9 protein-coding genes and 1 pseudogene are annotated in these 13,588 nt (G+C 69.4%); 2 read left to right on the top strand and 8 right to left on the bottom strand.

Features of this window, described 5'->3' with window-relative positions:
* Positions 1-10: 10 nt before the first annotated feature.
* Both T398_RS13705 and T398_RS13700 read right to left on the bottom strand, forming a co-directional pair.
* Positions 11-376 (bottom strand): UCP033725 family protein, encoded by a 366-nt coding sequence (locus T398_RS13705; protein WP_496447160.1) that lies wholly within the window; start codon positions 374-376, stop codon positions 11-13.
* A complete protein-coding gene (locus T398_RS13700; RefSeq protein ID WP_496447158.1) occupies positions 373-2,847 on the bottom strand; it encodes an SseB family protein in 2,475 nt (824 codons plus the stop codon). Before T398_RS13700 ends, T398_RS13705 begins: the two co-directional genes overlap by 4 nt.
* Before the next feature lie 308 nt (positions 2,848-3,155).
* On the opposite strand from T398_RS13700, the gene T398_RS13695 reads away from it, so the two are divergent.
* Entirely contained in the window at positions 3,156-3,542 is a 387-nt protein-coding gene (locus T398_RS13695; RefSeq protein ID WP_496447216.1) for a phage holin family protein, read from the top strand.
* 2 nt (positions 3,543-3,544) lie between these two features.
* Here the strand turns inward: T398_RS13695 and T398_RS13690 are convergent.
* A pseudogene (locus tag T398_RS13690) lies at positions 3,545-3,842 on the bottom strand (FAD-dependent monooxygenase); the annotation flags it as partial.
* 215 nt (positions 3,843-4,057) lie between these two features.
* Here T398_RS13690 and T398_RS13685 point away from each other — a divergent pair.
* Positions 4,058-6,172, top strand: a complete 2,115-nt coding sequence (locus T398_RS13685; RefSeq protein WP_496447156.1) for a PhoX family protein — start codon at positions 4,058-4,060, stop codon at positions 6,170-6,172.
* A 99-nt stretch (positions 6,173-6,271) separates the two neighbouring features.
* Here T398_RS13685 and T398_RS13680 read toward each other — a convergent pair whose 3' ends face one another.
* From T398_RS13680 to nuoL, 5 genes are all read right to left on the bottom strand, one after another.
* Positions 6,272-7,054, bottom strand: coding sequence for an IclR family transcriptional regulator (locus T398_RS13680; protein ID WP_496447154.1), 783 nt, complete (start codon positions 7,052-7,054; stop codon positions 6,272-6,274).
* A 197-nt stretch (positions 7,055-7,251) separates the two neighbouring features.
* Positions 7,252-8,337 carry a polyprenyl synthetase family protein gene (locus T398_RS13675; RefSeq protein ID WP_496447153.1) on the bottom strand — a complete coding sequence of 362 codons (1,086 nt, stop codon included), beginning with the start codon at positions 8,335-8,337 and terminating at the stop codon, positions 7,252-7,254.
* A 126-nt stretch (positions 8,338-8,463) separates the two neighbouring features.
* Positions 8,464-10,017 (bottom strand): NADH-quinone oxidoreductase subunit NuoN, encoded by a 1,554-nt coding sequence (gene nuoN / locus T398_RS13670; protein ID WP_496447152.1) that lies wholly within the window; start codon positions 10,015-10,017, stop codon positions 8,464-8,466.
* On the bottom strand, positions 10,014-11,546 hold the full coding sequence (locus tag T398_RS13665; protein WP_496447151.1) for an NADH-quinone oxidoreductase subunit M: 1,533 nt from the start codon (positions 11,544-11,546) through the stop codon (positions 10,014-10,016). Before T398_RS13665 ends, nuoN begins: the two co-directional genes overlap by 4 nt.
* Before the next feature lie 82 nt (positions 11,547-11,628).
* On the bottom strand, positions 11,629-13,587 hold the full coding sequence (gene nuoL, locus T398_RS13660) for an NADH-quinone oxidoreductase subunit L (RefSeq protein WP_496447215.1): 1,959 nt from the start codon (positions 13,585-13,587) through the stop codon (positions 11,629-11,631).
* Position 13,588 lies beyond the last annotated feature (1 nt).

Raw genomic sequence — 13,588 nt, 5'->3', positions numbered from 1 at the left:
CTGACCGGCGCTAGACGCGAAGCTCCCGCAGGTCGCGGACCTCGGCGGCCGGTGCCCAGCCCTGGTAGACGCCGTAGTCGAACGCCTCGAGACCCAGCGCCTCGGCGACGGGCCAGCGCCCACCCGTGTACTCGACCCGCAGCCAACCCTCGTGCTCGCCCAACACGATGAATGGCCGCCCCTGCCAGGTGCAGGTGGTGCGGATGTACGTCAGCCCGTCGACCTCGGCGGCCGGCACGACGCGGAGGTGGCGGCCGGGGCGTACCGGGGTGAAGCCCGCCGCCGGCTCGTGCTGATAGAGCCGGATGTCGTCACCGTCCGGGCTGGCCTGGTATTCGCGGTCCCGCCAGCGAGCCACGTACCCGTCCCGTCTCACCCGTCACCCGCCTGTCGCCACCGCAGTACGTCCACATCCAACGTGGCGACGAGCCGCTCGGCGCCGTCCGCGCCGATCCGCCACAGCTGCGCGCCGTGCGGCAGTCGGGCACTGTCGACCTTGAACTCCGCCACGACATCGCTACTCTCGCTCGGGGCGAAGCCGTTGCCACGGAACGGCGGCCGCTCGATCACCCAGCCCTCCATGGCCCGCATCGCGGCTTCACTCTGCCCGCCGTACGGGATGCGGTAGAGGTTCGGTCGGAACGCCGGCCACCGCAGTACGTAGATCTTCTCGGCGCTCCGCTCGAAGGGAGAACCGGGGTAGCCCAGGCCGAGCGCGTCGTAGAGCTGAGCCGGGGTGGTCAGGTGTGCCAGCTCGGCCGCCCGGTGCACGAAACCGGAGACACGGTCGTAACCTCGGTCCAGATAGTAGGCGAGCTGGCTGGCCGCCACCGCCTTCTGCATCAGGACGGGACTCGTGGAGTCGGGGCTCGGCGGCCGGTAACGCGGCCGGTCGGCAGTTGCTGGTGAGTCGACCGGCGCCGACGCAGCCGGCGCCGCTGGTTCTGGTGCTGGCTCTAACCCTGGCTCTGGCTCCGGCTCCGGCTCCGGCCGATCCGCACCCAGGCCCACCTCCGCCGCCCAGTTGGCGAGCCCGACGATCTGCTCACCGGGCATCGTCGTACCGATCGGAGTTCCCGGGTTGACGGCGAACGACCACGTCCGGTCGGGCCAACGCTGGATGAGCTGCACGAAGCGGACTCGGATGGTCTCGACCGTCCCGGCGGTGTGGTCGGCGAGGCGCTCCGGGGAGGTGTAGACGACCACGGACACCGCTCCGTCCCGCTCCTCGGTCCGCCAGACGAACCCCGTGCCGCCGGGCCGGCTGTCCGGTGCCGAGTCGGCTGCCACCGGAAGCAGCACCTGGGCAAGCAGCAACGTCGACAGGAACGTGTCGGTGTTGCCGCTGATGGCCGCCGTGACGAGGTCCGCCTCGACCTCATTGGCCGGTTCGAAATCCGGGGGCACAACTGCCGTGGGCGTGGGCGTGGGCGTGAAAAGGCTATCCGCTCCCGCCACGCTGATCCGGAGCGTGGCCTCGGCCCGAACGTCGGCGTCGGGCAACGTCGGGTCGGCGGCGGCCGGTACCACTGAATCGCCGCGGTCGGGGGCCGCGCCCGTCACCGTCGATATCGGTACGGTCGTCGAGACGTCGGCCGTACCGGCGGCGGTCACATTTCGGAGATCAACGACCGCCCCCTCGATCACGGTCGGCGGAGGCGTTCGCCGGGGTAACGGACTGGACGCCGGCTCAGTGATCGGGCCGGGCTCCGACTCCGCCGAGGTGGGGCGGGGTTGGCGGGTTCCCTCCTCCTCGGCGGTACGGCGGGCGTACCGCCGAAGTGTCGCCGGGTCAGGAACCGGGAAACGGACGGTCCGGGTCTCCTCGGCCGGCGTCTGCTGCCGGACCAGCCGGGGTGCTGTCTCGCCGGACGGGGCAGCGGCGTCCTGGTCGACCTGGGTCGTGGCTCGGGTCGAGAACATCGGCGACGCGACGGGCGGCGGTTCACCGGCCGGTCGGCGGCGCGGGAACTGTTGGGCGCCCCGAGCAAGGCGCGGCGGTCGTACGCTCTGCTCATCCCGGTCGCCACGGCCCGCGGCCGGTTCGAAGAAGGAGCGGCGGCTGGGGGGTGGTCCGGGGCGACCCCGGGGTTGCTCCCGCGGGGATGCGGCTCCACTGACGGGCTGGTGGCCGAGGTCTGGCCCGGGCGGGCGAGCTCCGGGGGCCACCGGATCACCGCCAGCGATGCGACCAGCGTCCATCGTCGGCCGCCGGAGGGTAGCCGCACGTAGGTCGGCTGGGGTACGCAGCGGCGCAGCCGGAGATGACGCAGGTGGTGACGACGCAGGTGGTGACGGGCGCAGGGGGGTGATCCCGCCGGGCGTCTGGCCAGCCCGCGGGGCGCGGTCCGGCTCCTTCACCCCGGCGGCCGGCTCCCCTTCCCGGCGCCCGAAGGGACGGGGTCGGGAGTATGCCTCGTCGCGCTCCAGCCGGGCCCGCGTCCCCATCGTGCGACCGGGCAGGCGGACGTCGCCCCGGGAGAGCTGGGCGACATACCAGGCGGGCAGATAGCCCTCGATGGGCAGGCCCGGGTTGACCGCCAGCCACCACTCGTGGTTGGGCCAATGGTCGGCAAGCTCAGCGTAGGGGGCTCGGCGGTTCGCGCCCGCATGCTCACCGAGGCAGGCGCGGAGCGCGGCAACCGAGGTGAACGCCAGCACGTGGGTTCGACCACCGGTGGTCCAGGTGCCCCAGTTCATCGGTGCCTGACCGGCCAGCGCCTGCGCGGAGACGGGTAGCAACAGCTCCGTGCGGGCCAGGACGCGGAAGTATCGTTGCTGGTCCTTGGCAAGCAACGCGTCACGCAACGTCACCTCCGCCTCGGTGGCCGGCTCCCATGTGGTCAAGGCCAGCTCCTCCCGGCGACAACGCACCCGTATCGGGTACAACCTACAAGGTGCCCACAAGATCATGACGGCGTGACCGTACCGACGCATCGCGGGCGATAACACCCAGATCCAGTGCAGATACGATACGGAGTCAATCGATGTAATGGAACCTGCCGCACCCTGCTCGCCGCTTGTTCGCGACCCGGCTCGCGATGCTCGCGCCGGAGGCGAGGGAGACCCCGCCCCGCCGGCTCCAGGCCGGCCCGTCACGGCAAACAGGACCCTAGCCTTCCCTGAACAAACGGTCCGTGGCAGCATTCTCCGCCATGGGTTTCCTGAAAGGGCTCTTGATCCGGTTGGGCGCCACCGCGGTTGCCTTCTGGCTAGCCACACTCCTGATCTCGGGCATCACGCTAGATGCGGAATCGGTCACTGAGACGGTCACCACGCTGATCCTCGTCTCCGCGATCTTCGGCGTCGTCAACGCGGTGCTCCAGCCAATCATCAGGACCGTGGGCTGCGGCTTCTACCTCCTCACCCTCGGTCTGATCGCACTGGTCGTCAACGGCCTGCTGTTCCTGCTGACCAGCTGGATCGCCGGCGAGGCCGGGCTACCCTTCCAGGTAGACGGGTTCTGGCCGGCCGCCGTACTCGGCGCGCTCCTCGTCAGCGTAATCACCTGGATACTCGGAGCTCTCTTCGACCGCGACTAGCACGCCAGCGTCACGGCGTCCTCCAGCGCCACCGGGGCGCTCTGGGCAGCGGCTGGTGATGCCGCATGCGCGGCATCACCAGCCAACACCATCGATCCGTTGTGCCACTTCGGTGTGGTGGGGATGTCGAATGAGTCACCACCCACGAGGTCGCCCGATCTCCGCTGTCGGTCCGGAGTCGTCACGAAACGCGTCCAGTACGCGGTGCCGCCAGCCCTCCGGCCGGATCCGCTGTGTCGACTCGGCGGCGGCGAGCCGGGCAAACCACCAGATACACCCGTCCGACGGTGTCGGGTTGCCGTGGTGCTGGCAGCCGGAGGTGCGCCGCTCCTCCCGGCCCGGCATCGCCGGTGATCTTGGGGGCTACCGAGAATGAGGGCCGTCCAACCGCGGGAGTTCAACTTCGGTTCACACGGCTGCACACTGGTGGTAATTGTCTCCTCCTAGCCTCCGGCGGGTACGCATGCCATCCGCTGACCTCGGCGTGCGCCATCGAAACCAGGAGGCTCCTCCACATGAGCGACCGCCCTCGGCTGCTCCCGCTGCTCGGCTCCATCCGCCACGGCAGTCGTGATGCCATGACCTGTCTCTACCGGTGTGGCAACGCCTGTGACCACCCGGTCCCCAACACCTCGGACAACACCTACTTCGGCGACCTGGTGGACGCCGAGGTTTCCCGCCGCGGCGTCGTCCGCGCCGGCACTGTCGGTGCGCTGGTCCTGGGCTTCGCCGGCGCCGGGGCGCTCGCTGGCAGCGGCGCCGCTTCCGCCGCCAGCTCCGCTCCGGTGACGCCGGAGGCGACCGAGTTCGCTACCCCGCCCGGTGGCGTCGGCGACGGAAAACTGACCTTCAAGCCGGTCCCACCGAACACCCTGGACAGCTTCATCGTCCCGAACGGCTACGACCACTCGGTGGTCATCCGCTGGGGCGACGAGGTGGTGCCGGGCGCGCCCCCGTTCGACCTGCACAAGCAGACGGCCAGGGCACAGGCCCAGCAGTTCGGCTACAACAACGACTTCGTCGGCGTGCTGCCGCTGGGCCGGAAGAACGCGCTGCTCGTGGTCAACCACGAGTACACCGACGAGAACCTGATGTTCCCCGGCTTCACCGACGTGGACTCGCTCAGCGTCGAGCAGCTGAAGGTCGCGATGGCCGCGCACGGCATGTCCGTGGTGGAGTTGGAGCGGGTGCAGGGCACCGGCGAGTGGCGCCCGGTCAGGTCCGGCAAGCGGCCGTACAACCGCCGGGTGACCGCCTCGAAGACGAAGTTCGAGTTGACCGGCCCGGCCGCCGGCTCGGACTGGCTCAAGACCGCGGCTGACCCGAAGGGGCGCACGGCCATCGGCACGTTGAACAACTGCGCCGGTGGGGTAACCCCCTGGGGCACGGTGCTCTCCGGCGAGGAGAACTTCAACCAGTACTTCATCGGCGGCGACGGCGCCCCGGAGGAGCTGAAGCCGAAGCTGGCCCGGTACGGCGTCAACACCACCGACCGTTACCCGAGCGGGAACCGGAAGTGGGACCGCGCCGACGAGCGCTTCGACCTGACCGAGCACCCGCACGAGGCGCACCGGTTCGGCTGGGTTGTCGAGATCGACCCGTACGACCCGGAGAGCCGGCCGCGCAAGCACACCGCGCTGGGCCGGTTCAAGCACGAGGGCGCGAACGTCATCGTGGCGAAGAGCGGACACGTGGTCGCGTACATGGGCGACGACGAGCGGTTCGACTACCTCTACAAGTTCGTGTCGGAGAAGAAGTTCAAGAAGGGGAACTCCTGGCGGGACCGGGAGCACAACCTGACCCTGCTGGAGTCGGGCACCCTCTACGTCGCCAAGCTGGACTACACCAGCGCCGACGAGATCGACGGTTCCGGCGAGCTGCCCAGCGATGGTGCGTTCAACGGCGGCGGTCGGTGGATCAAGCTGGTCAGTGGCAACCGCTCGTACGTCGAGGGCATGACCGCCGCCGAGGTACTCACCTTCACCCGGCTCGCCGCGGACCAGCTCGGCGCGACCAAGATGGACCGGCCCGAGGATGTCGAGGCGAGCCTGCACACCGGCAAGGTGTATGTGGCACTCACGAACAACTCCGGGCGTGGGGTTGACAGCAACCCGAAGGCGGACGAGGCGAACCCGCGTAACGCCAACCGCCACGGCCACGTGCTGGAGCTGGTGGAGAAGCACGGGGACAACTCGGCTGAGACGTTCACCTGGTCGCTGCCGATCGTCGCCGGCGACCCGGCGGACTCCTCGACCTACTTCGCCGGGTACGACAAGACGAAGGTCTCCCCGATCTCCTGCCCGGACAACCTCGCCTTCGACGCCACCGGCAACCTCTGGATCTCCACCGACGGTAACGCGCTGGGCAGCAATGACGGCCTCTTCGCCACGCCGATCGAAGGCCCGGAGCGCGGCCACCTGAAGCAGTTCCTCACCGTGCCCGTCGGCGCGGAGACCTGCGGCCCGTTCATCACCGGCGACAACCGCTCGGTCTTCGTGGCCGTGCAGCACCCGGGGGAGATCTCCGGCGCCTCGATCGAGAACCCCGCCTCCACCTGGCCGGACGGCGACTACGCCAAGCCGGGCGTGGTGGTCACCTGGCGCCTGGATGGCGGCCCGATCGGTAGCTGACCGCTCAGCTCCCTCGGCCCCTCCGGGCGCGAACGGGCCCTCTCCCAGCATGGGTGAGGGCCCGTTCCCCGTGGCACCCGGCCCGCACCCCGCCTCCGGTCAGGGATCGCCGATGAGGCAGTCGGCAATGCTCCGGGCGGTGGCGAGCAGCTTCGCCCGAACTGCCCGGGCGGAGGCCATCATCTCGCCAGCCGGCAGGGCACAGGCGAGCGCCACCCGCCGCTCCACATCCTTGTCAGCGCTCACCAACACCGCCGCGCAGGCCACCCCCGGCCGGTACTGCCCCAGCTCCAGCTGCATCCCCCGCCGCTCGCCGGCCGCGAGGTCGGCCTCGAACGCCTCAATGGTGGTCAGCGTCCCGGTGGTGAACGGGCGCATGCCGTTCTCCCGCAGGTAGCGCAGCCGCTGTTCGGTGGTGAGGGTCGCGAGTAGCGCCTTACCGAGTGCGGTGGCGTGCGCCCCCTCGTCGAAGCCGGGAACCAGGTCCTCCAGGTAGGGGGAGCGTGGGCCTTCGGTGGTGGCCGTGATGGCGACCTGGCCCCCGATGAACCGGCCCAGAAAATGGCTGTAGCCGGTGTCGAGGACGGCCCGGCGCAGGGACTCCCCGACCGTCGGCGGTCCGCGGAAGGCGCTGACCAGCTCACGGTAGCGGTCGGCAATCTCCAGGCCCACGATGTACGTGCCGTCCTCGCGCCGGATCACGTAGCCCTCGTAGGCCAGGGTGCGGACGAGGTGGTACGTGGTTGCCACGGTCAGCTCGCACCGTCGCGCGATCTGTTTGACAGTCAGCCCTTTCGGGGCACGACCGACCGACTCGAGCACTCGTAGCGCGCGGGACACGCTTCGGATGAGGTCCGAAGGCTCCGCCAAGGGGTCGCGCACAACCACCTCCGCAGCCGGGGACTTACACCATATGAAATTCAGGACCGGTAGGAAACGCCTGTTCGGGCAGAGACCACCAGATCATCACCCACTGCCAGTGATGAATTGATCACGTTATGATGACCTGGGAGTGCCCGGATGCTGCTGAACCGAGGTGAGTCCGCTGCCGGAGACACCACCGCCGGTCGGTAGCTGTGTCAGCTGGTCCGGTCTGCGATCTGGTCGCAGAGGGATTCGAGCGCCTGCCGGGCCGGGCCCGGCGGCAGCGGCGCAAGCTGCGCGCGCGCCTCCTCAGCACGGCTCCGCACCGTCTCCCGGGCCCGTTTCAACGCCGGGCTCTCCCGGAGCAGTCCGAGCGCCTCGGCGTGCAGGTCATCGTCGGTCAACGGACCGACCGCCAGGACTTCCCGGAGCCGCACCGACGCGGCGTCAGCATCGTCCGAAGCCAGGGCATACAGCACTGGCAGGGTGGGGACACCCTCGCGAAGATCGGTCCCGGGCGTCTTGCCGGAGCGCTCCGCCTCGCTGGAGATGTCCAACAGGTCGTCCGAAAGCTGGAAGGCGACCCCGATGGTCTCACCGTAACCAGCCAGCGCCTCGGTATGCGTCGGGCTGGCCCCGCTGAACATCCCCCCGAACCGGGCCGCGGTAGCGATCAACGAGCCGGTCTTCTCGGCGATCACGTGCAGGTGGTGCGCCACCGGGTCCACCCCGGGACGCGGCCCCACGGTCTCGGCGATCTGGCCGTGCACCAACCGGGCGAAGGTCCGCGCCTGCAGCCGGACAGCCTCGGTGCCCAGGTCCGCGGAGATATCAGCGGCGCGGGCGAAGAGATAGTCACCGACCAGAATGGCCACCGAGTTCGTCCACCGCGAATTGGCGCTCGGAGCCCCCCGACGCACCGCCGCCTCGTCCATGACATCGTCGTGGTAGAGCGTGGCCAGGTGGGTTAGCTCCACCACCACGGCGGCCGGCACCACCTGCGCCCTGGTCGGATCCCCGAACTGGGCGCCGAGCGCCACCAGCAGGGGACGGAACCGCTTGCCACCGGCGTCGAGGAGGTGCCGGGCGGCCTCGGTGACGAACGGGTCGGCGCTGACGACATCGGCCCGCAACGCGGCCTCGACCCCCGCCAGCACCTGAAGCGCCGAATCCGTGAGCCCCGCGTCAACCGGATGCAGCCCGAGGGCACCCAACTGACCCGCGCCGCCCCGGCCGGAACGACTGCCCACGCCGGTGGCACCCGAAAGCTTGTCAGCCGGATTCACCACGCCTCCCACCATGTCACACCAATACCATCGACCCCGGGGCGGGGATGACCCAAAGGGCGCCCGCGTATGCGTCCATGACCTCCGAGAACAACGCCGGGGCCGGCACGGAGGTCACGTGCCGGCCCCGGGTTGGCGGTGTCACCGCACGAACTCTGCGGCTCCTGCGGCGAGATCGAGCAGCGGCTGCGGAAACACGCCGAGCACCAGGGTGGCGACCACACCGATAGTCAGCGCGGCCGAGGTCAGCCAGCCCGGCATGACCACGGCGGGAGTGGACTCGCCGGGCTCGGAGTGCCACATCAGCACAACCACCCGCAGGTACGGGAAGGCGAGCACCATGCTGGTCAGCACACCGGCGATCACCAACCAGCCCTGACCGCCGTCGAACGCCGCGCTGAAGACCGCGAACTTGCTCGTGAAGCCGCTGGTCAGCGGGATACCGGCGAAGGCGAGCAGGATGAAGGTGAACAGCCCGGCATAGAAGGGCGAGCGCTGGCCCAGACCCGCCCAGCGGGACAGGTGGGTGGCCTCGCCGTCGGTGTCCCGGACCAGGGTGACCACGGCGAACGCGGCCAACACCGAGAAGCCGTAGGCCACCAGGTAGAACATCGTCCCGGAGACCCCGTCGCTGGTCGGCGCGAGCACCCCGACCAACAGGTACCCCGCGTTGGCGATCGAGGAGTACGCGAGCAGCCGCTTGATGTCGGTCTGGGTGACCGCCAGCACCGCGCCGACGAGCATGGTCAGCACCGCCACCGCGCCGAGGATCGGAGTGAAGTCCCAGCGGGCTCCCTCGAAGGCTACGTGGAAGACCCGCAGCAGGGCGCCGAACGCAGCGACCTTCGTGCAGGCGGCCATGAAGCCGGTAATCGGGGTGGGCGCACCCTGGTAGACGTCCGGCGTCCAGACGTGGAACGGCGCGGCACCGGCCTTGAACAGCAGGCCGATGGCGATCATCGCCATACCGCCGAAGAGCAGCACCGGGCTGGACGGGCTCTCCGCGACCGCCGCGTGGATGGTGGCGAAGTCAACCCCCGCCGCCCGGTCCGGGGTGCCGGCGGTGAAGCCGTACACCAGCGCGACGCCAAAGAGGAAGAACGCCGAGGCGTACGCGCCGAGCAGGAAGTACTTCATCGCCGCTTCCTGGCTCAGCAGCCGCCGGCGGCGAGCCAGGGCGCAGAGCAGGTAGAGCGGCAGGGAGAGGACCTCGAGCGCGATGAACATGGTCAGCAGGTCGTTCGCCGCCACGAAGATCAGCATGCCGCCGACCGCGAAGCTGATCAGCGGGTACGCCTCGGTCAGACCGGGAGCCCCTTCGGCCTGCCGACGGTCGTCCGCCGACTCGGCGGTCACCGCCGCCTGCGCCACGAACGCCCCGCCGCGCTCGACCGTACGCTCGCCGATGAGCAGCAGGGCCATCGCGGCCAACACCAGGATCGCGCCCTGCAGGAAGAGCGCCGGCCCGTCGATGGCGATCGCCCCACCGATGGTGATCAGACGATCATTGGCGTTCAACACCACCATGGTCAGCGCACCGAGCACCGCCAGCAGCGCCACCGTGAGCTGCACCACGTGCCGCAGCCGGCGCGGCACGAACGCCTCGACCAGGACACCGACCAGCGCGGCGCCCAGCAAGATGAGCGTCGGCGCGAGCGCCGCGTAGTCGATCGACGGAAGCTTCAGCTCGCTCACCGGCTCGCCTCCTGTGGAGTTCCGGCCGACGGGGCCGGGTCAGTCTTGCCGATATCCTGCATGGTCGCCTGGACCGCAGGGTTGATGACATCCGTGACCGGCTTCGGGTAGAAGCCGAGCAGCACGATCAGCGCGACCAGCGGGGCCACGACGACCTTCTCGCGCAGGTTCAGGTCCCGCTTCATGCCCTCGACCTCGGTCAACGCCGGGTTGAGCGTGCCCTGGGTGGTGCGCTGCACCATCCACAGCACGTACGCGGCGGCCAGGATGATCCCGACTGTGGCGATCACCGCCACTGGCTTGTTCACCGAGAAGGTGCCGATCAGCACCAGGAACTCGGAGATGAACGGTGCGGTGCCGGGCAGCGCCAGCGAGGCGAGACCAGCGAAGAAGAGCACCCCGGCCAGCAGCGGAACCAGCTTGCCGGCGCCGCCGAAGTCGCTGATCAGCGCGGAGCCCCGGCGGGCGACCAGCATCCCGACCACCAGGAAGAGCAGACCGGTGGCGAGCCCGTGGTTGACCATGTAGAGCACCGCACCGGTGGCCGCCTGGCTGGTGAACGCGAAGATGCCGATCCCGATGAAGCCGAAGTGCGCGATCGAGGTGTACGACACCAGCCGCTTCAGGTCGTTCTGACCGATCGCGAGGAGTGCCGCGTAGATGATGCCGATCACGCCCAGCGCCAGCGCCCACGGCGCGAACCACTTGGCCGCGTCCGGGAACAGCGGAAGGCAGTAGCGCAGCAGGCCGAACGTCCCGACCTTGTCGAGCACCCCGACCAGCAGCGCGGCGGCACCGGCGGGGGCCGCGCCACCGGCGTCCGGCAGCCAGGTGTGGAACGGGAAGAACGGGGCCTTGATCGCGAAGGCGATGAAGAAGCCGAGGAAGAGCCAGCGCTCGGCACCGGTGGAGATGTCCACCTCCGACAGCGCCGCCCAGTCGAAGGTCTTTCCGCCGACCACCCAGAGGCCGATCACCGCGGCGAGCATGAACAAGCCGCCGACCAACGAGTAGAGGAAGAACTTCACGGCCGCGTACTGCCGCTGGTGTCCGCCGTAACTGCCGATGAGGAAGTACATCGGCACGAGCATGACCTCGAAGAACACGTAGAAGAGGAAGACGTCGGCGGCGGCGAAGACGCCGATCATCGTGCACTCGAGCACCAGCAACAGGGCGAAGTAGACCGGCACCGACCGCTTGGACGACTCGGCGTCGTGCCAGGAAGCCAGAATCACCAGCGGCACCAGCAGCGCGATCAGCATCAGCATGACCAGCGCGATGCCGTCGGCGGCGAAGGTGAAGTTGACGCCCCAGTTCGGAATCCACGGATAGGACTCACGGAACTGGAACCGGTCACCGCCGGTCTGCCAGGTCACCCACATGACCACCGAGAGCGCCAGCACCAACAGCGACCAGCCGAGCGCCACCTGTTTGGCCAACTCCGGCCGGCGGCGGGGCAGGACGGCGACCACCAGGGCACCGACCAGCGGCGCCACGGTGAGCACCGAAAGAAACGGGAAGTCGGACATTACGCGGCCTTACCTCCGTCGTCACTGTGCGGTCCGCCGACGGCGGCCACCGCGGGGTTCCCCGACCGCCTCCTGAGGTCGATCACACCAGCCACCCCGCCTCGACGGCCAGGAAGGCCGCCACCACCAGCAGGGCACCGGCCAGGATCGAGGCGGCGTACGACCGGACGAAGCCGGTCTGCAGCCGCCGGAGCCGACCCGAGCCGCCGCCGACGCCGGCGGCGAGGGCGTTGACCAGTCCGTCAATGCCCCGGTTGTCCAGGTAGACCAGCGCCCGGGTGAGGAAGATGCCCGGCTTCTCGAACACCGTCTCGTTGACGGCGTCGGTGTAGAGGTTCTTCCGGGCGGCGGTGACCAGCACCCCCGCCGGCTGCGGCTCGGTGGCCGTGCCGCGCCGGAACAGGAACCAGGCGAGCCCGGCACCGATCACGGTTACCCCGATGGACAGGATCGTGATGACGAGGTGCGAGAGCACTGCCTCGTGCCCGGCCTCCGAGCCACCGCCCAGTCCGGCGGTCGCCTCCAGCCACTCGGGGACCGGCCCGACCATCAGGGCACCGGCGCCGAGCGAACCGACCGCGAGCAGGATCAGCGGGATCGTCATCAGCTTCGGCGACTCGTGCGGGTGGTCGATCTCCTCGGTCCAGCGAGCCGGGCCGTGGAAGGTGAGCACGAACAGCCGGGTCATGTAGAACGCGGTCAGCCCGGCACCGAGCAGGGCCGCCATGCCGAACAGCCAGGCCGTCCAGTCGTCCCGCTCGAACGCGGCCACGATGATCGGCTCCTTGGAGAAGAAGCCGGAGAACGGCGGCAGGCCGATGATCGCCAGCCAGCCGGCCATGAAGGTCAACCAGGTGATCTTCATGTACTTCGCCAGCCCGCCGAAGCGCCGGATGTCGACCTGGTCCTTCATCCCGTGCATCACCGAGCCGGCGCCCAGGAACATGTTGGCCTTGAAGAAGCCGTGCGCCAGCAGGTGCACGATGGCCAGCGCGTACGCCGCACCACCGAGGCCGACGCCGAGGAACATGTAGCCGATCTGGCTCACCGTCGACCAGGCGAGCACCCGCTTGATGTCGTCCTTGGCCATCCCGATGATGGCGCCGAGCAGCAGCGTCAGCGCGCCGATGCTCACCACGACCAGCTGCAGCGTCGAGTTCGCCGAGAAGATCGGGTTGGAGCGGGCGATCAGGTACACACCCGCGGTGACCATGGTGGCGGCGTGGATGAGCGCCGAGACCGGGGTCGGGCCCTCCATCGCGTCCGGGAGCCACGCCTGCAGGGGAAACTGACCCGACTTTCCGGCCGCACCGAGCAGCAGGAGCAGGCCGAGCAGCAGGACCGTGGTGGCGGTCAGCGAGCCGACACCGGTGAAGACCTCGTCGTACTGCGTGGTGCCCAGGGTGGCGAACATGATGAAGATGCCGATCACCAGGCCGGCGTCGCCGACCCGGTTCATCAGGAACGCCTTCTTACCGGCGGTGGCGGCGGCGGGCCGCTCGTACCAGAAGGAGATCAGCAGGTACGACGCCAGCCCGACGCCCTCCCAGCCGAAGTAGAGCATCACGTAGTTGTTGCCGAGCACCAGCAGGAGCATGGCGGCGACGAACAGGTTGAAGTACGCGAAGAACCGCCGACGCCCCGGGTCGTGGGCCATGTACTCCACCGCGTACAGGTGGATCAGGAAGCCCACCCCGGTGATCAGCAGTACGAAGACCGCCGCCAGCGGGTCGAAGAGCAGACCGAAGTCCACCCGGAGGTCACCGACCGCGATGAAGTCCCAGAGGCTCAGCTCAACGGACCGGTTCTCCAGGCCGCGGAGCTGGAAGAAGTAGGTCAGGCCCAGCAGGAACGCGACACCGACCGACGCGACACCCAGCCAGTGCCCCCACCGGTCCGCCCGACGGCCGAGTAGCAGCAGGATCGCCGCGCTGACCAGCGGGATCGCCACCAGCAGCCAGACGCTGCCGAGTAACCCCTCGGCGGTCGCGTACGTGACGGCGCCCACCGGCTCGACGGGGGCTTTCGCCAAAATCTCCATC

This window comes from Salinispora goodfellowii, from assembly GCF_059570675.1.
Note: the sequence above shows the minus strand (reverse complement) of the source record. Positions and strands in the feature narration are given on the sequence as shown.